The sequence below is a fragment of the Streptomyces sp. NPDC003300 genome, from assembly GCF_040610915.1.
Lineage (GTDB): Bacteria > Actinomycetota > Actinomycetes > Streptomycetales > Streptomycetaceae > Actinacidiphila.
Genome location: NZ_JBEXNE010000013.1, coordinates 19,150 through 38,977 on the forward strand (window position 1 = coordinate 19,150; position 19,828 = coordinate 38,977).

The following is a 19,828-nucleotide window of genomic DNA, read 5'->3' on the forward strand; positions in this document are numbered from 1 at the left end:
GGCTGTTGTGGGTGTGCTGAACCACGCCTGGGGCGTGGGGTGTCGCGTGGTGCGGAGTGCCGCTGACGCGGGATCAGCTCCTGCGCCGCCGGGCGGCGGTCTTCAGGCCGGACCTGCGCAGTCGCGCCTGCTCCTGGCCGTCGGGCTCCGGGACGGGCGCCGCGTCCGCGGCGGGTCCGTCCACGACCTTGGCGAGGGCCTCGACGGTCGGGGCCTCGTAGAGGATGTGCGGGGGGAGCTCGGCGTCCTGGAAGGCCCGGCGCAGGGCCGCGAGCAGGGCGATGCCGAGCAGTGAGTTGCCGCCGAGTTCGAAGAAGTTGTCACGGGCGCCGACCCGTTCGAGCTTGAGCATGTCGCCCCAGACCTCCGCCAGCCGCTCCTCGACGGGGCCCGAGGGCTCCCGGTAGGGGGTGAGGAGTTCGGGCCGCGGGTGCCGGTCGGCGGAGCCGGAGCCGCCGCCCGCCGGGGCCATGACGGCCTCGACGGTGAAGCCGGTGCTGTAGCTCACCATCGTCGGCAGGTCCTGCGTGGAGACCACGACCCGCGACTCGCCGGAGGCCAGGGCCCGCAGCAGCGAGCGCCAGCCCTCCGCGAAGGTGATGCCGAAGGCTTCCCGGTGCGAGCGGAAGAAGGCCTGCAAGCCCTCGTCGTAGCCCGACAGACCGGAGTCCCAGGCGTTCCAGGTCCACTCGCCCCAGTCGACCGACAGGACCCGGCGGCCGGTGGCCGCCTGCCGTGCCGCGTAGCCGTCGAGGTAGGCGTTGCCCGCGCAGTAGTCGACCTGCCCCGGGCCGCCGCCGGTGGCCGCGGTGATCGAGGAGAACAGCACCAGGAAGTCCAGCGCGGTCTCATCAGCGTGGCCGATTCGCAGTGCTTTGTCCAGGGCCTGTACGCCGGCAACTTTGGGCGCGAGAACGAGCTCGGAGTCGTCGGACTGCTTGAACTGGATCAGACCTGTTCCGGGCACGCCGGCGGTGTGCAGGATGCCGTGCAGGGCGCCGAAACGCTCTTGCGCCAGGTCGATGGCGCGCCGGACGTCGGGCGCGCTCGCCACGTCACCCGTGACGATCTCGACCTCCGCGCCCAGCTCCACGATGCCCAGGACACGGCTCACCCTGGCCCGCAGCGCCTCGTCGGCCGCCTCGGTGCCCGCGGCGATGCCCTCCCACCGCTCACGCGGCGGCAGCCCGCGGCGGCCGAAGAGCACCAGCCGGGCGCCGACCTGCCGTGCGAGGTGTTCCGCCATGCCCAGACCGATGCCGCCCAGACCGCCGGTGATCAGATAGACCCCGCGCTCGCGCAGCACCGCCGCGGCGCTCTCGTCGTCCGCCGCCGGGAGCATGTCGTAACCGCACACCCAGCGCCTGCTGCCGCGCAGGGCGACGGCCGCGTCGGTCCGCGGTCGGCGCAGTTCGGCGGCGACGGCGGCGGCCGGGGTGTCCGGCTCGACGTCGAGCAGCCGGGTGGTGACGTTGGGGTACTCCAGCGGCACCACGAGCGTCGGGCCGATGAGCGTGGCGGCGTCGGGCCGTACCTCCGAACCGTCGAGCACCTGGTGGGCGCCCGCGGTGACCATGTCCAACTGCCAGTCGCCCGAGCCCAGTTCACCGGCCGCACGGGCCAGTGCCACCAGGGTGTGCAGACCGAACGCGATCGACTCGTCGTCGGGCCGCTCCGCGAGCGTCCACAGATGGACCACCCGTTCCAGCGCGAGCCCGCGCTTGCGCAGATCGCGCAGGACCGCCTGGGCGTCGCCCGAGTGGCCCGGCCGTACGGTGTAGCCGGTCGCCGGGTCGGCGCTCCAGCCGCCGCCGGGACGGACCGCGGTCACGGTCGCGCCGTCGGCCGCCGCCGCGCGCACCAACTCGTCGAGCACACCGTCGGCTTCCGACCCGTCGGCGTAGACCAGCCAGCTCGCGGGCTGCGCGCCCGCCGTCGCCGGGGACGCGGTCTGCCGCCACACCGGCTGCCAGACCCACTGCTCCTCCGGCAGCTTCGGGACCCGGTCGATGTCCTCGAAGCTGGCGGGCACACCCGGTGTGCCCGGCGCCGTCGCAGCCGCGGGCGCGGCCGGCTTGGCGCCGATCAGCGGGGTCTGCTCGATCCAGTAGCGCTGCCGCTGGAAGGGGTACGTGGGCAGCGGCACCCTGCCGGGCGCGAAGCCCCGGTGCAGCTCGGCGGTCCGCTCGGCGCGGCCGTGGTAGGCCGCCCAGTCCAGGTCCACACCGGTCAGCCACAGCCGCGACAGGGCCTCGGTCAGGACCCGGTCGGCCGGACGCGGGTCGCTCTGCGCGGGCAGCGTCGCGGTGATCGTCGCCCAGCGCTGCGGAGCGCAGCCCGCGCCGCGCACCATCGTGCCCAGCGACTGTCCGGGACCGATCTCCACCATCGCCAGCTCGGGGTCGGCCAGCAGCGTCTCGACGGCCGCCGCGAACTGCACGGGACGGCACATGTGCTCCGCCCAGTAGGCGGGGTCCCGCACCAGCCGGGCGTCGGCGACACCGCCGGTGACGTTCGACAGGTACGGCAGCCGCGGCGGGTTGAGCCGGATGTTCTCCGCGACCCACGAGGTCAGCTCGTCCGCGAGCGGGGCGAGCATCCGGGAGTGGAAGGCGTGCGTGGTGCGCAGCCCCCGGCTGGGGACGCCGTCGCGCTCCAGGTCGGCGGCGAGGCCGGCCAGCGCGTCGGCGGGACCGGCGACCACCACGGTCTGCGGGCCGTTGACCGCGGCGATGTCCAGGCCGCGCGCCTGAAGTCCGTAGCGGTCGCGCAGGTCGTCGGGCCCGAGCGGCACCGCGGCCATGGAACCCGTCTCGACCCCGGAGATCAGCCGGGCCCGGTGCACCACCAGCGCCAGCGCGTCCTCCAGCGACAGCACCCCGGCCAGGCAGGCCGCGACGTACTCGCCGAGGCTGTAGCCGAGCATCAGCGACGGCTGCACGCCCCACACCATCAGTGTCGAGGCCAGCGCGTAGTCCACCGCGAACAGCAGCGGCTGGACGATCTCGGTGCGCTCCAGCTCCGCCTCCCGGTCGTCGGCCGCGCCGGTCGCCCGGCCCAGCAGCGCCGCCAGGTCCATGCCGCCGCCGGGACGGTCCCCGGTCAGCAGCCCCATCAGGTCGGTGTCCGGCAGGTGCGCGGCCAGCAGGCCCAGGCAGTGGTCGAGTTCGGCGCGGAAGACCGGCTCGTGCCGGTAGAGGTCGCCGACCAGACCCGGATACTGCTCGCCGACCCCGGCGAAGAGGAAGGCGACGGGACGGCCGTGCGCGGTCTCCACCCGCGCCGACAGCGGCGCGTCCTCGTCCGTACCGGCCAGCGAGGCCACGGCCTGCTCACCGCTGGAGACCACGGTGGCGCGGCGGTGCTCGAAGGTCTTGCGGCCGACCTGGAGGGTGTAGGCGACATCGGCGACGCTCGCCCCCGAAGTCGCGGCCAGGTGCTCGGCGAGGTTGCTCACGGCCTGGTCGGCGGCGTCGGAGGTTCGGGCCGAGACCGGCAGGAAGTGGTGCCGCCTGCCGCCCTGCGGGGTGTCGGGGCCGGCCCTGCGGGCCGGCGGCTCTTCGACGACGACGTGCACGTTGGTGCCTCCCATGCCCAGCGAGTTGAGTCCGGCGATCCGCGGCCTGCCGTCCTCGGCCGGCCACTCGGTCAGCCGGGTGTTGACGTAGAAGGGACTGTCGGCGAAGTCGATCTGCGGGTTGGGGGCGGTGAAGTGCAACGTCGCGGGGACCATCCGCTCGCGGACGGTGAGGACCGTCTTGATCAGGCCCGCGGTGCCCGAAGCGTGGTTGAGGTGACCGATGTTGGTCTTCACCGCGCCGATCGGGATGCTGCCGGGACCGCCCGCCGTGCCGAACGCCCGGCTCAGCGCGGTGACTTCGATCGGGTCGCCGATCGGGGTGGCCGTGCCGTGCGCCTCGATGTAGCCGAAGTCCTCCGGCCTTACCCGTGCGTCGGCCATCGCGTCCTGCACCACACGGGCCTGCCCGGCGACGCTGGGCGCGGTGTAACCGACCTTCAGGGCGCCGTCGTTGTTGATCGCCGAGCCGCGGATGACCGCGTGCACGGTGTCGCCGTCGCGCAGCGCGTCCGAGAGCCGCTTGAGGACCACGACGGTCGCGCCGTCGCCGAACATCGAACCGCTGGCCTGCGCGTCGAAGGTCCGCACATGGCCGTCGTGCGACTCCATGCCGCCCTGCTGGCGGCGGTGGCCGACCCGGTCCGGCACGCTGATGGACACACCGCCCGCCAGCGCCATCTCGCACTCGCCGCCGCGCAGGCTCTGCACCGCCAGGTGCACACCGACCAGCGACGTCGAGCAGAAGGTCTGCACCGCGACGCTCGGTCCGCGCAGGTCGAACAGGTAGGAGACGGACGTGGTCAGCGCGTCCTTGTCGTTGCTCATGATGATCTCGTACGGGCTGATGTCACCCGCGGCGAGCTGCGAGGTCATCCCGAACAGATACGTGGACAGGTTGGAGCCGCCGAAGACGCCGATCCGGTCGCGGTACGCCTCGTTGGCGTACCCCGCGTGCTCCAGACCCTCCCAGCAGACCTCAAGGAAGAGCCGCTGCTGCGGGTCGGTGAGCGCCGCCATCCGCGGGCTCATCCCGAAGAATCCGGCGTCGAAGCCGCTGATGTCGTCCAGCACGGCGCGCGCGGGCACGTACTCCGGGTCCTGGACCATGTCCGGGTCGACGCCCGCCTCGATCAGCTCCTCAGGGGTGAAGAAGCGGATCGACTCCACGCCCTCGCACAGATTCCGCCAGAAGCCGGCCACGTCGCCCGCGCCGGGGAAGCGGCCCGCCATGCCGACGATGGCGATCCGCCGGTCGAGTTCGGTGCTCTCCGGTTCGGTGTCCTCGGCGCGCTCGGTGTGCTGGGTGACCGCGCTGACGGCCGGGGTCGCGGCCACGGCCGGACGCGGCGCCGGAGCGGCGACGGGTACGGGCGCGGGGGCGGGTCGGGGCGCGGGGACGACGGTCGCCGCGGGGGTACGGGGCGCCGCCGGGGCGCGGACCGGTGCCGGGCTCGGCCCCCCGGCGGCCTTGGGCCTCTGCTCGTCCAGGACGGCCGCCAGCCGGTGCACGGTCGGCGCCTCGAAGAGCGTGACCGTCGGCACCGTCACACCGAAGCGCGACTTCACGGTGGCCAGCATCTGGAGGGCGAAGAGCGAACTGCCGCCCAGGTCGAAGAAGTTGTCACGGGTACCGACCGGGTCGACACCGAGGGTGTCGGTCCACAGCGCGCACAGCTCGCGCTCCGTGGCGGTCAGCGGCGCCGTGTACGGCTGCGGCAGGTCGGGCCGCGGGAAGGACGCCACAGGGGACGTGCTCCCGGCGCCCGCCGTGACCGCCTGCGGACGGCTCGGGAGCCGGCCCGCCAGACCGCCGGCCACCACGACCACCGCGGGCAGCGGCTGCGTCACCGCGCGGTCGAGTGCGGTCAGCGACTGCTCGGCGGTCATCGCGTGCGCGGCCATCGAGGCGCCGGTCCTGGCGTCGACCTTGGCCAGCGTCGGCGCCCAGGTGTCCCAGGCGGCCGAGGTCCAGCGGGTCTGCGCGGTGCCGTCGTCCGGGCCCGCCCCGGCGAGCGCGGCCAGCGCGGCGTTGGCCGCCGCGTAGCTGCCGAAGGCCAGTCCGCCCAGGTGCGCGGAGGTCGAGGAGAACAGCAGGCCCCAACGCGGCGCGCGGTCCCCGGCGAGCCCGCCGACGGCGTCGCGCAGCACGCGTGCGCCCTCGTACTTGGCGGCGAAGTGCCGTGCGACGGTGCTCTCCTGGAGCGCGCCCAGCGGCAGGAAGGTGTCCTCCGAGGTGTCGGCCGCCGCGTGCACCAGGCCGTCGAAGCGCTCCGCGCCGAACAGGGCGCGTACGGCGGCGGCGTCGGTGACGTCCAGCGCGGGCGCCTCGACGTCCGCGCCGAGCGCGCGCAGCCGGACGACCGCCTGGCGGCGCGGGTCCGCCGGGTCGGCGGGCAGTCCGGTACGGCTGGCGAGCACGACGCGCCCGGCGCCGCCGCGGATCAGGTGCTCCGCGACCATCAGGCCCACGTCGCCCAGGCCGCCGGTGACGAGGTAGCTCTCGCCGGGCAGGACCACGGGCAGTTCGTCGGTGTGCGCCTTGGGCGCGTCGATCGGGCGGTACCGCGGGGTGAGGCGGCTGCCCGCGCGGAAGGCGGTGAGCACCGGCCCCTCGGCGGCGGCCAGTTCGGCGGCGAGCAGGGCGGCGGAGGCCGCCGTGTCGGCCGCGGGGTCCAGGTCGACGCCGCGGGCGTCGAGGCCCGGGTACTCCTGGCCCGCGACGACCGGCAGGACGGCGACCGCGGCCTGCGCCGGGAGGCTCCGCTCGGCGGCCGTGACGCTCTGGCCGCCGCGGGTGACCACGACGACACCCCCGGTCCCGGCCCGGTCGCCCCACGCCGACACGGCGCGGGAGACGTCGAGGACGGCCCGGGCCGGGTCCGCGTCGGGCCCGTCCGCGTCCAGCGCGGACAGCACGACCACGGTCAGCGGCCCGTCGCCGGGCACCTCGGCGGTGTCGGGCGCGTCCGTCGGCCGTACGGTGACGGCCTCGGCGCCCGCGCCGCGCAGCCGCTCGGCCAGCGCGTCGCCGACCCCGGAGGCGTCGGCGTACAGCAGGAACCGGCCGGTGGCCGTACCCGTGCCGCCGTTCGCGTCCGGGCTCCACACCCGGCTCATGACCTGTACGTGCTCCTCGGCGCCGGAGTCGGCGGACTCCGTTGCCGCGGAGGGGAGTTCGGGCTTGGCGGCGGCGGGCGCGTCGATCCAGTAGCGGGAGCGCTGGAAGGGGTATCCGGGCAGCTTCGTGCGCAGGACGTCACGGCCGTGCTGGTAGCCGGACCAGTCGATGTCGACGCCGGTCAGCCACAGGCGGCCCACGGCCTCGGTGAGGACCGTGCCCGCCTCGCGCGGGTCGTCGTCGCCGGGCAGCGCGGGGATCAGCAGGTCCGCGTGCCCTTCGGTGAGGGCGCGGTGGGCGCCGAGGGCGCCGTCGCCGATCTCCAGCAGGGCGTGGTTCCCGGACTCCAGCAGCGCGCCGAGCGCGGTGCCGGGGTCGGCGGGCGGGCCGGTGAGGGCCGCGGTCCAGTGCGCGGGGTCGGTGGCCTCGGCCGCCGTCAGCCGGCCGCCGGTCGCGGCGGAGTACAGGACGGTTCCGGGCTCGCCGAAGGTGATGTGGCCCGCCGCCCAGTCGGTCAGCGGCTGTCCCTCGGTCTCCGTGCGGCGGTGCAGCAGCGCGAAGGCGTCCTTGAGGGAGAAGACCCCGGCCAGGCACCCGGCGACGTACTCGCCGACGCCGTGCCCGAGGAGGGCGTCCGGCTGGATGCCCCAGGAGCGCAGGAGCGTGCCGAGCGCGTATCCGAAGGCGAAGGCGCGGTGCCCGTGCTGGTCGTGGCCGCTGGTGCGGTCGGGGGAGAGCAGTCCGGCCAGCGGGGCGCCGCCGACGGCCTGGGCGGCGGCGCGGCACTCGTCGAGCGCGGTACGGAACGCCGGTTCCGCGTCGTAGAGTTCGGCCGCCGCGGCGGGGTACGGCTCCGCGGCGCCGGTCAGCAGGAAGGCGACCGGCCGGGAGGCGGTGCCGTCGGCGCGGCCGAGGGCGGACCCGGCGCGCAGCTCGCGCGCCGCGCCGCTCAGCGAGTCCGCGACCAGGGCGCGCCGGTGGCTGAAGAGCCGACGGCCGCTCTGGAGGGTGTAGGCGACGTCGGAGATGCCCGCGCCGACCGTGGTGTCCGCGTCGTCCATGGTGTCCAGGTGCGCGGCGAGATTGGCGGTGGCCTCGTCGGCGGCGGCCTCGGTGCGGGCGGACCACACCAGCAGTTCGCTGCGGCGGCCCGAGCCGGTGCTGCGGGCGGCGACCGGCGGGGCCTCCTCCAGGATCACGTGGGCGTTGGTGCCGCCGATGCCGAAGGCGCTGACCCCGGCGCGGCGCGGACGGTCGCCGCGCGGCCACGGGTGCCGCTCGGTGAGGACCGTCAACCGCGCGTCGCCGGACTCCAGTTGGGGATTGGGCGCGGTGTAGTTGCGGGTCGCGGGGATCTCGCCGTGGTGCAGCGACAGGGCGGTCTTGATCAGACCGGTCACACCGGCCGCGCGGTCCAGGTGGCCGAGGTTGGTCTTGACCGAACCGATCATGACCTCCTTGCCGTCGAACACCTGCTGGAGCGCGGCGAGTTCGGCGGCGTCGCCGAGCGCGGTGCCGGTGCCGTGGGCCTCGATGTAGTCGATGTCCTCGGGCTCGAGACCGGTCGCGGCGAGCGCTTCGGCGATCACCTCGGCCTGGCCGCTGACGCCCGGCGCGGTGAAGCCGACCTTGCGGCCCGCGTCGTTGTTGACGGCCCAGCCGCGGATCACCGCGTACACCTGGTCGCCGTCGGCGAGCGCGTCGACCAGGCGGCGCAGCGCGACCACGCCGACGCCGTTGCCGACCAGGCTGCCCCGGCCGGAGGCGTCGAAGGCGCGGCACTCGCCGTCGGGCGAGCTGATGCCGCCCGGCTGGTAGAGGTAGCCGGTGTCGTCCGGGACCGCGATGGCGGCGCCGCCCGCGAGGGCCAGGTCGCACTCGAAACCGGCCAGGCTGGTGGCCGCGGCGCAGACCGCGACCAGGGACGTCGAGCAGTAGCTCTGGATGCCGTACGCGGGCCCTGACAGGCCCAGCGTGTGGGCGACGCGCAGGGTCAGCGAGTCCTTGTCGTTGGCCAGGCCCACGGTCAGCTCGCCGACGCTGCGGCCGATCCCGGACGGGGCGACGTTACGCGTCAGATAGGTGCTGATCGCGCAGCCCGCGAAGACACCGATCGAGCCGTCGAAGCTCGCCGGGTCGCAGCCCGCGTCCTCCAGCGCGTGCCAACTGTGCTCCAGGAAGAGCCGGTGCTGCGGGTCGAGGATCTGCGCCTCCTTCGGGTTGATCCCGAAGAAGTCGGCGTCGAAGCGGTCGATCCCGTCGATCACCGCGCCCGCCTTCACATACGCGGGGTCGTCGATCAGCTCGTCGGGCACGCCCGCGGCGCGCAGTTGGTCGTCGGTGAAGCGGGTGATGCCCGAGCGGCCGTCGCGGAGCGCCGACCACAGCTCCGTGGCATCGGTGGCGCCGGGGAAGCGCCCGGCGAGGCCGACGATGGCGATGTCCATCGGTGACACCTCGGTGGGTATGCGCGGCATGAATCCGTCCTCCTAGTTCCGGGTGATGGAAGGCTGGGCACCGCGGGCGCGGCGCCGTCTCTCGCCCCGGGCGAGGCCGGAGTCGCGTGCTGTGGTGGTGGCGGTCCCGGCGGGACCGCCGTCGAGCGCCGCCGCGAAGGCGGCGACGGTCGGGTGCTCGAACAGGACGGCCGGGGCGATCCTGCGGTCGAGCCGCTTCTCGATGTCGGCGACCATGGACATCCCGACCAGGGAGTTGCCGCCCAGGTCGAAGAACGGGTCGTGGACGCCGATGCCGTCGATGCCGAGGTGCCGGCCCCAGCTGTCGGCGATGACCGTCTCCAACTCGGTGCGCGGGGCCGCGTATTCGGTACGCAGCAACGGCCGGGGGAAGCGCGGCCGTTCGCTGTCGGCGGGGGCGCCGGCCGCGACGAGCGCGTCCAGGTCGGTCAGCGCCGCCCACTCGCGCAGCCCCTCGGCCATCGGCATCCGCACCGCCAGCAGGCTGCCGCGGGCGGCGCCCGCCAGCCTGCCCAGCAGCGCGTTGCCGCCGGACTCGGAGAAGCCGTAGCGGGCGCGGTGCTCGCGGACCCGGTCGGCCAGCGCGCCGCCGGACGCCTCGGCCTGCCAGTCGTCGTGCTGCCACGGGCCCCAGGCCACGCTCAGCACCTTGGTGGTGGCCGCGGCGGCGTCGGCCAGCGCCGCGCCGTACGCGTCCAGGACGGTGTTGGCGGCGCTGTAGTCGCCCTCGCCCAGGCCGCCGAAGACGCTGACCGCCGAGGAGTACAGGACCAGCAGCTCCGGCCGGTCGGCCTCCGGGGTGCCGGGGCCGACGAGTTCGGCGAGCGGGCCCATGGCGAGCACCTTCGGCGCGAGCACCGTACGGGCCGTGCCGGGCGTCAGGCGGACGGCCATGCCGCCCGCGGGGACGCCCGCCGCGTGCAGCACGCCGGTCAGCGTTCCGAACCGCTCCCGGCAGTCGCGCAGCGCGCGCCGCAGGTCCTCCGGTACGCCGACGTCGGCGGTGAGCAGCAGCACCTCGGCGCCTGACGCCTCCAACGCGGCGATGTCGCGCAGGCTTTGGGCGGCCCGCCCCTCGGGGTCGGCGGCAGCCGCGGCGTTCAGATCGGTCCTGCCGACCAGGGCCAGCCGCCGCGCCCCGGAGCGTACGAGTTCCCGTGCGAGCCCGAGGCCGAGACCGCGGGTGCCGCCGGTGACCAGATACGCGCCGTCGGGGCGTACGGGGAAGCCGGTCGCGCCGTCGGCCGCGGGGAGCGGCACCAGGCGCCAGTCCTTGAGCAGGCGGCGTCCCGCGCGCCAGGCGATCAGCGCGGGGGTGGCGGCCGGGTCGTCGTGCTGCCAGGCGCGGTGGCCGATCTCCTCCGCGAGGTGGGCGGCGCAGGTATCAGCGGGCGCCGACGGGTCCAGGTCGACGCCGCGCCAGGCCGTACCCGGCTGCTCGGCGTGGGCGATCCGCGCGAAGCCGTGGGCCAGCGCCCGGTCGGGGGCCGTGCAGTCGCCGCCGTGCACCTGGGCGGCGCCCGCGGTCACGGTCAGCAGCTTCACGCCGCGTTCGGCCGCCGCCGAGGCGAGCGACTGGACGGTGAGCAGCAGGCTGTCGAAGCCCAGCCGGACCGCCCTGACCAGCTCGGCGTCCTCGGCGAACAGCGGGGTGCGGGCCGGGTCGCGCAGGCTCCACAGGTGGGCGACGCGCAGCGGTCCCGCGGTCCCGGCCAGCGCTTCCGCGACGACCCTGCGGTAGTGCTCGGGGTCGGCGGGGTCGATGACGACCCGCCGTCCGTCGCGCCGCCAGGCGCCGCCGGGCACGACCTCGGTGACGGGTGCGCCGCAGGCCGCGGCCAGCTCGGCCAGCCGGGTCCCGACACCGTCGCCGTCGGCGAACACCACCAGGGGCGCGGCCGGTTCCACGGCGGTCGGCGCGGGCAGGGTCACGTCCTGCTGCCACGCGGGGGCGTAGCAGAAGTCGTCGGGCCGGACGTCGCCGCCGGTGGAGCCGGTGCCGGTCGCGGCGGCCGTCCCCGTGCCCGTGCGCGGCCAGTAGCGGGTCCGCTGGAAGGGGTAGGCGGGCAGTTCCGTGAGCGTGCCGGGGCGTGCGCCGCGCAGCGACGTCCAGTCGAGGTCGGCGCCCAGCTCCCAGAGCCGGCCGAAGGTCTCCAGCAGCCGGGAGCGGCCGTCGGTGGGGCCGCCCGCCGCCCACTGCGCGGGGACGGTGCCGAGCACGGTGGGGTTGGCGCCGCTGCGGTCGTTCTGCCGGAGCAGGCCGCCCAGGGTCTGGCCGGGGCCCAGCTCCACATAGCCGTCCACGCCCAGATCCGCGCAGGCCGCCAGACCGTCGGCGAACCGCACGGGGCTGGTCAGGTGGTCGGCCCAGTAGCCGGGGTCGGTGGCCTGCTCGGCGGTCAGCGGCGCGCCGGTGACGTTGGAGACGACCGGGATGCGCGGCTCGTGCCGGGGCACCGCGGCCACGGCCTTGGCCAGCTCCGCGCGGGCCGGGGCGAGCAGCGCCGAGTGGAAGGGGTGCGCGGAGCGCAACTGCCGTGCCGCCAGGCCCTGTTCGGCCAGGTGGGCGGCGGCGGTCGCCACGGCGTCCGGCGCTCCGCTGACCACGGTCATGGCCGGGCCGTTGACGGCGGCGATGTCCACCGCCGCGCCGCACGCGGCCAGTTCGGCGCGCACCCGGTCGGCGTCGGCGGCGACCGCCAGCATTCGGCCCTCGGGCGCCGCCTCGATCAGCCGGGCGCGCCGCGCCACCAGCCACAGGGCGTCGGGCAGTTCGAAGACACCGGCCAGGGTCGCGGCCACGTACTCGCCGAGGCTGTAGCCGATCAGCAGGTCGGGCGTGACGCCGTGCGTGGCCAGCAGCCTGGCCAGCGCGTACTCGACGGTGAACAGCGACAGGTGCGCGATCTCCGCGTGGCTGTCCGGGTCGTCCGCCAGGTCGGCCCCGCTGCCGGGCCTGGCCAGAAAGCCCGCCCCCGCGTCGGCCGGCGCCTGCGCGGGCTCACCGAGCAGCGTGTCCCGCAGGTCGATGCCGCAGCGCTCCTCGGCGACGGCCAGGCACGTCTCGACGGCCTCGGCGAACGCCGGTTCCGTACGGTGCAGATCGCGCGCCATGCCCCGGTAGTGGTCGCCCGTGCCCGGCAGCAGATACGCCAGCTTGGGGCGGCCCTTGACCGTACGGACCCCGGTGGCCCGCGCCGCGGTCGCCAGCGCGGCGGCAGCGTCCTCGGGGTCGGCGGCCACCACCGCGCGCCTGAACTCCAGCGCCGCGCGGCCGCTTTGCAGCGTGTACGCCAGGTCGTCGAGGCCGGTGCGTCCGGCGACCGAGGCCAGCGCGTCCAGCCGCGCCGTCAGCGCGCCGTCGTCGGCGGCGGAGACGGGCAGCAGCTCGGCCCTGCCGGGCGCCTGGGCGGCTTCGACGGAACCTTCGGCGGTGCCGTCGGCCGAGGTGCCTCCCGTGGTGGCGAGACCGGCGCGGACCGGGCCGCCGACGCCCGCCGCCGTGCCCGTCCCGGCCGCCGCGGGCGACGGCGCCGCCAGGACGACATGGGCGTTGGTGCCGCACCAGCCGAAGGAGCTGACGCCCACGAGTTGCGGCGACGCCTCGTCGGTCGGGAGGGGGCGGGACTCGGAGGCCGGGCGGACGGCGCCCGCGGCGACGGCGGTCTCCGAGGGCTCGGTCATGTTCAGATTCGGCGGCACCGTGCGGTGCTTGACGGCCAGGACGGCCTTGATGAGACCGGCCATCCCGGCCGCGGCCTGGGTGTGGCCGATGTTGGTCTTCACCGCGCCCACGTGCAGCGGCCGTTCCTCGCTGCGGCGCCCGAACACATCGGTGAGCGCGCCCAGTTCGATGGCGTCGCCGAGCTTGGTGCCGGAGCCGTGCGCCTCGACGTACGCGATGTCGTCGGGGGTCGCCCCGGCAGCGGACACCGCGCGGCGGATGACGTCGGCCTGGGCGCTGCGGCTGGGCGCGGTCAGGCCGTTGCTGCGGCCGTCCTGGTTGACGGCCGTGCCGCGGATGACCGCGTGCACCCGGTGGCCGCGCCGTACCGCGTCGGAGAGCCGCTCCAGGACGACCACCCCGGCGCCCTCGCCCAGCACATAGCCGTCGGCGCGGGCGTCGAAGGTCTTGCACAGGCCGTCGGGGGACAGCATCGAGGTGGAGCAGGCGTTGACGTACATGTCGGTGTGCATCAGCAGGAAGGCGCCGCCCGCCACCGCGAGGTCGCACTCGCCGCGGCGCAGCGCCGTACCGGCGAGGTGGACGGCCACCAGCGAGGACGAGCAGGCGGTGTCCAGGGTCAGTGCGGGGCCGCGCAGGTCGTAGTGGTACGCGAGCCGGCCCGCGACGACGCTGGCGGAACCGCCCTGGCCGCCGTACGGGTCGTGCAGCACGCCCAGACCTTCCTCGGCCTGCTCCAGGCGCAGGTACTGGAGGACGTCGGAGAAGCCGATCATCACTCCGGTACGGCTGCCCGCCAGGCTCGGCGGCGGCGTACCGGAGTCCTCCAGCGCCTCCCAGGTCAGCTCCATGAGCAGCCGCTGCTGCGGGTCCATCCGCAGCGCCTCCTGCGGGGAGCTGCCGAAGAACCGGGCGTCCCAGCCCGCCACGTCGTCGAGGAAGGCGCCGCGGGTGGTGTAGACCCCGTCGTTCTCGACGTGCGGGGCGAGGTCGAACCGGCCGCCCGGCACCTCGTCGAGGACCGCGGACCTGCCCTGGTCGAGCAGGTCCCAGTAGGCGTCGACGGAACCGGCGCCGGGGAAGCGGCACGACATGCCGACGACTGCGATCGGCTCGTGCGTCTGTGCCTGGGCCTCGGCCAGCTTGCGCCTGGCGTCACCCAGGTCGACCGTGGCCTTCTTCAGGTATTCGCGGAGTCTGTCCTCGCCTGCCATCTTCCTGCCCTCTGCCGATTCGTGGTGTGGTGACGGACTGCCCGGTGCCGGGAGCCGGTGGTGCCGGTGATGTGCGCCGGCGATGTGCCGGGGGAGTGCCGGTGGGAGTGCCGGGGAGTCGCTGTACCTCGGTGGCCGGGCCGTGCGCCCGGCGCGGGATTACGCCTGGGCGTCGATGAAGGCGAAGATCTCCTCGTCGGAGGCCTCGTCGAGCACCGCGGTGGGGGAGTCCATCGGGACTCCGAGTCGGTTGAGGGCGTCCTGCAGGGCCACGACCATGCGGTCCCGCAGCGCGGGTGCGGACGAGCTGAGTTCGCCGGTGATCCGGGCGAGGGCTTCTTCCATGGTGGTCACGTCATCCTTCGGGGCCGGGACCAGCGCGATGGCCAGGTGCTCCGCCAGGGCGCCGATGGTCGGGTGATCGAAGACGAGCGTCGGGGCCAGGTCGAGACCGGAGTCCGTCTGGAGCCGATTGCGCAGTTCGACCGCCGTCAGCGAGTCGAATCCGAGGTCGATGAAGGGCAGGTCGGGGTCGAGCGCTTCGGGCGCTCCATGGGCCAGTACCGCGGCCACGTGGTGGCGTACGGCGGTGTCGACCGCGGACTTCGCGGCGTCACCGGTGAGTCCTTCGAGCTTCTTGGCCAGGCCGCCCGCGGCGTTGGCGCCGGACTGCCGGGCGCCGCCGCCTTCCGCGGTCCGCCGCCCCGCGCGGACCAGGCCGCGCAGGATCTGCGGAATCCGCTCGCCGCTGTCCTGCGCGCCGCGCAGGCCGCTCAGGCTCCAGCGGGAGGCCACGACCGCGGCCTCGACGTCGGGGTCGGTCAGCACCGTGTCCAGCAGCCCGAGGCCCTGCCGCTCGTCGAGCGGCGCGACCCCGATCCTGGCCAGCCGCGCCTCGTCGGCCGCGGTCAGCGTCGAGCCCATGCCCGCCGTCGACCACAGTCCCCAGGCCACCGAGACCGCGGGCAGACCCGCCGCCCTGCGGTGGACGGCCAGCGCGTCCAGGAAGGTGTTGGCGGCTCCGTACGTGGTCTGCCCGGCGTTGCCGAGCACGCCCGCGACGGAGGAGAACAGGACGAAGGCGGCCAGCGGCAGGTCCGCGGTCAGCTCGTGCAGCAGCCAGGCCGCGTCCGCCTTCGGCCGCAGCACGTCCGCCAGGCGCTGCGGCGACTGGCCCGCGAGCAGGCCGTCGTCCAGGACACCGGCCGCGTGCAGCACACCGGTCAGCGGGTGCTCCGGCGGCACCGAGGCCAGCAGCGCCGACAGCTCGCCGCGGTCGGCGGCGTCGCACGCCTCGATCCGTACGGTGGCGCCGGGTCCGGCGGCCTCGGTCAGCTCGTCGGCCAGCTCCCGCGCCCCGGGGGCCGCGAGACCGCGCCGCGAGGTCAGCAACAGGTGCCGTACGCCGAAGCGTTCGACCAGCCGCCGGGCGACCAGCGCGCCGAGCGCCCCGGTGCCGCCGGTGACCAGGACCGTGCCGTCGCCGAAGGCCGGCTCGACGGCGGGTGCGGGCACCCGGCGGGCGACCCGCGGCAGCAGCGTACGGCCGTCCTCCAGCAGCACCTGCGGTTCGTCGGCCTCGGCCGCGGCGGCGAGCAGCGCCACCGCCCTGCCGGGACCCGCGAGGGCCGCGCTGATGCCGCCGCGGGCGCCCACCAGCAGGAACCGGCCGGGGTGTTCGGCCTGCGCCGCCCGCACCAGGCCCCAAACCCCCGCCGTGCGGAGCGAGTCGGGGTCGGTGGCGATCACCAGCCGGGAGGCGGCGAAGGCCGCGTCGTCGGCCCACCGCTGGAGCAGGCCGAGCACCTGCCCGGTCAACTCGCTCACGCGCTGCGGGAGTTCGGCGCCCACGGTGGTGTCCAGTGCCTCGGTGTCGAGCAGGACGTAGTCGGGCCGGACGCCGGACGCGGCGAGCGCGTCGGGGCCGGTGTGGAAGGGGAGCGCGGCGACCGGGGTGCCGAGCGCGGCCCAACTGCCGGGGCTCACCGCGGGAAGCGTCGTCTCGGTCCACTCCAGGCCGTAGTAGCCCTCGGGCGAGGCCGCGCTTCCGGCGAGCGCCCGCATGGCCGCGGCCGGCACCGCCCTGACCCGCATGTCGCGGGCGTCCAGGACCAGTCCGCCGTTCTCGTCCGCCGCGGTCAGCGACAACTGGTCGGCGCCCTCGGTCACGATCCTGACCCGCAGGGCGGACGCGCCGACCGCGGTCAGCCGCACCCCGCGGAAGACGAACGGCAGCCGCAGCTCGTCCCCTTCGCCCTCGGCGGCGTACGGGTGGAAGGCCGAGTCGAGCAGCACCGGGTGGAGCCCGAAGCCGTCGTTCTCCGCGCCCTCGGGCACCTCGACCTCGGCGAACAGCTCACCGTCGGTGCGCCAGGCGCCGCGCAGCCCGCGGAAGGCCGGGCCGTAGCCGTAGCCGCGCTCCGTCAGCCGCTCGTAGACCGCGTCCAGGTCGACCGGTGCGGCCCCCTGCGGCGGCCACGTGGCGGCCCACGCGCAGCCGTCGGGCTCCGCGGGGCCCGCGGCCAGGCTGCCCGACGCGTGCCGGGTCCAGCTCTCCTCGCCGCCGCGCCGGGCGTGCACCCCGACGGAGCCGTCGCCGCCGATGGCGACCTGGAGGTCGAGCGACCCGGTCACCGGCAGCGGCATCGGCGCCTCGAACGTCAGCTCCTCGACCCGGTCGTAACCGGCCTGCACCGCCGCCTCGACGACCATGTCGAGCAGGGCGGTGCCGGGCACGATCGCCGCGCCGCCCACGGAGTGGTCGGCCAGCCAGGGCAGGTCGTCCGCGGTCAGCCTGCCGGTGGCGACCAGTCCGCCGTCGGCGACGGCGACCGCCGCGCCCAGCAGCGGGTGCCGCAGCTCGGTCAGGCCGAGCGCGTCGGCGTCGCCGCGCGGCGGGGTCCGCAGCAGCCAGTAGCGCGTGTGGTCGAAGGCGTACGTGGGCAGTTCGACGGGCTGTCCGCCGGGCGCCGCGGCGCTCCAGTCGGCGGACGCGCCGGCCGCGTACGCCTCGGCGAGCGCGGTCAGCAGCCCCTCGGGCTCGGCCAGCGTGCGCCGGGACACGGCGGTCACCACGGCCTTTGCGTCCGGCAGGCAGGAGCGGACCATCCCGGAGAGCACCGGGCGCGGCCCGATCTCCAGATAGACGTCCGTGCGCGCCGCGTCCAGCCGCGCGGTCATGTCGGCGAAGCCCACGGCCTGGCGGACCTGGTCGGTCCAGTAGCCGGGGTCGGTCCAGCTCCGGTCGGCGCCGAGGTTGACGGCGCTGTCCAGCGTCGGCTGACGGAAGGTCAGCGCGGCCAGTTCGGCGCCGAAGGCGTCGAGCATCGGCTCCATCAGCGGCGAGTGGAAGGCGTGGCTGACGGTGAGGCGCTTGGTGCGGCGGCCCTGCTCCGCCCAGTGGGCGGCGACGGCGGCGCAGGTCTCCTCGTCACCGGAGACCACCACGTCCGCGGGGCTGTTGACGGCGGCGACCTGCGCCAGGCTCTCCTTGCCCGCCAGCGTGACGGCGACTTCCCGCGCCGTGGCGGAGATCGCGAACATCGCGCCGCCGGAGGGGAGTCGCTGCATCAGCCGGGCGCGGGCGGTGATCATCCGGGCCGCGTCGGCCAGGTCCCAGACACCGGCCACATGGGCGGCGGCGATCTCGCCGACGCTGTGCCCGGCGACCTTGTCGGGGACCAGACCGAGCGAGCCGAGCAGCCGGAAGGCGGCGACCTGGTAGGCGAAGAGCGCGGGCTGCGTGTAGTAGGTGCGGTCCAGCTCCGCGGCCTCGGGCGTGCCGGGCTCCGCCCACATCACCTCGCGCAGCGGCCGGTCGAGATACGGGTCGAGCGCGTCGCACACCTCGTCCAGGGCGGCGGCGAAGACGGGGAAGGCGGCGTGCAGTTGACGCCCCATGCCGGGCTGCTGCCCGCCCTGTCCGGTGAACAGGAAGACGGTCCTGGCCGTACCGGACGCCACGCCGGTGGTCACCGGGGAGCCGTCCCTGCCCTGCGCGAAACCGTCGAGACGGTCGAGGAGTTCGGCGCGGTCGCGGCCGACGACGACCGCGCGGTGGTCGAAGCGGGCGCGGGTGGCGGCCAGCGACCAGGCGATGTCCACCGGGCGCAGCGCCGGTTGAGCGGCGACGCGGCGGCCGAGCCGGTCGGCCTGGCCGCGCAGGGCGTCGGCGCTGCGGGCGCTGAGCACCCAGGCGAGCGGGGCGTTGCCGGTGTCGGACGCGATGCCGGACCCGGTGTCGGACGCGGCGCCGGTCCCGGTGTCGGAGCCGGTGTCGGTCCCGGTCTCGGAACCCGTCCCGGTCTCCAACTCCGGTGCGGCGGGGGCCGGTCGCGGCTCCTCCAGGATCACGTGCGCGTTGGTGCCGCTGATCCCGAAGGACGAGACGGCGGCCCGGCGCGGCGCGTCCTCGCGCGACTCCCAGGGCTCCTCTTCGGTCAACAGCCGTACGGTGCCCGCCGACCAGTCGACCCGCGAGGTCGGGGTGCCGATGTGCAGGGTGCGCGGCAGCTTGCCGTGCCGCATCGCCTGCATCATCTTGATCATTCCGGCGATGCCCGCGGCGGCCTGCGTGTGCCCGATGTTGGACTTGATCGTGCCGAGCAGCAACGGCCGCTCCGGCGTGTGGTCCTTGCCGTAGGCGGACAGGATCGCGTTGGCCTCGATCGGATCGCCGAGCGGCGTGGCCGTGCCGTGCGCCTCGACCGCGTCGATGTCACGGGGCGTCAGGCGGGCGTCGGCCAGCGCCTGGGCGATCACCCGCTCCTGCGCCTTGCCGTTGGGCGCGGTCTGCCCGTTGCTCGCGCCGTCCTGGTTGACGGCCGTGCCGCGGATCACGCCGTAGATCGGCCGGCCGTTGCGCTGAGCGTCCGAGAGGCGCTCCAGCAGCAGGACACCGCAGCCCTCGCCCCACACCGTGCCGTCGGCGTCGGCGGAGAACGGCTTGCAGCGCCCGTCGGGGGCCAGGCCGCGCTGCCGGGAGAACTCCGCGAACATGTCGGGCTCCGCCATGACGGTCACCCCGCCCGCCACCGCGAGCGTGCACTCGCCGCTGCGCAGGGAGCGTACGGCCTGGTGGACCGCGACCAGCGAGGACGAGCAGGCGGTGTCGAGGGTCACCGAGGGACCTTCGAGACCGAAGCTGTAGGAGACCCGGCCCGACAGCATGCTCGGGGTGCTGGCGACCAGGAGGGTGCCGTCGACGTCCTCGGGAACGGCGCCGAGGAAACGCGCCGAGTAGAATTCGTACATCATCCCGGCCCACACGCCCGTGCTGCTGCCGCGCAGCGTCGCCGGGTCGATGCCGGCCCGCTCGAAGGACTCCCAGGCCGCTTCGAGGAAGAGCCGGTGGTGCGGGTCGGTGCTCACCGCGTGACGGGGGCTGATCCGGAAGAAGGGGGCGTCGAAGTCGCCCGCGTCGTGCACGAAGGCGCCGCGCCGGGTGTAGCTGGTGCCGGGGGTGTCGGGGTCCGGGTCGTACAGCTTCTCCAGGTCCCAGCCGCGGTCGGTCGGGAACGGGCTGGTCGCGTCGGTGCCGGAGTCCACCAGCTCCCACAGGTCGTCAGGTGCCTCGACCCCGCCGGGGTAGCGGCAGCCGATGCCGACCACGGCCACCGCCTCGTGCTCGCGGTCATCGGCCTCGCTCAGCTTGCGCCGGGCGTCGGTCAGGTCGCCGACCACCTTCTTCAGATATTCGCGAAGCCGCTCTTCGCTCGTCATAGCCGTGTCCTCCAGTACGAAGTCGGGTTGTCG

3 protein-coding genes are annotated in these 19,828 nt (G+C 75.2%); all 3 read right to left on the reverse strand.

Going from position 1 to position 19,828, the window contains the following annotated elements; genetic code table 11:
* Nucleotides 1–73: 73 nt before the first annotated feature.
* Nucleotides 74–9,175, reverse strand: coding sequence for a beta-ketoacyl synthase N-terminal-like domain-containing protein (locus ABZX65_RS20110; RefSeq protein WP_355341419.1), 9,102 nt, complete (start codon nt 9,173–9,175; stop codon nt 74–76).
* Nucleotides 9,176–9,187: 12 nt separating this feature from the next.
* Nucleotides 9,188–14,074: an SDR family NAD(P)-dependent oxidoreductase gene (locus tag ABZX65_RS20115; protein WP_355341422.1), complete on the reverse strand. Its 4,887-nt coding sequence runs from the start codon at nt 14,072–14,074 to the stop codon at nt 9,188–9,190.
* A 159-nt stretch (nt 14,075–14,233) separates the two neighbouring features.
* Nucleotides 14,234–19,795 (reverse strand): beta-ketoacyl synthase N-terminal-like domain-containing protein, encoded by a 5,562-nt coding sequence (locus ABZX65_RS20120; RefSeq protein ID WP_355341425.1) that lies wholly within the window; start codon nt 19,793–19,795, stop codon nt 14,234–14,236.
* Nucleotides 19,796–19,828 lie beyond the last annotated feature (33 nt).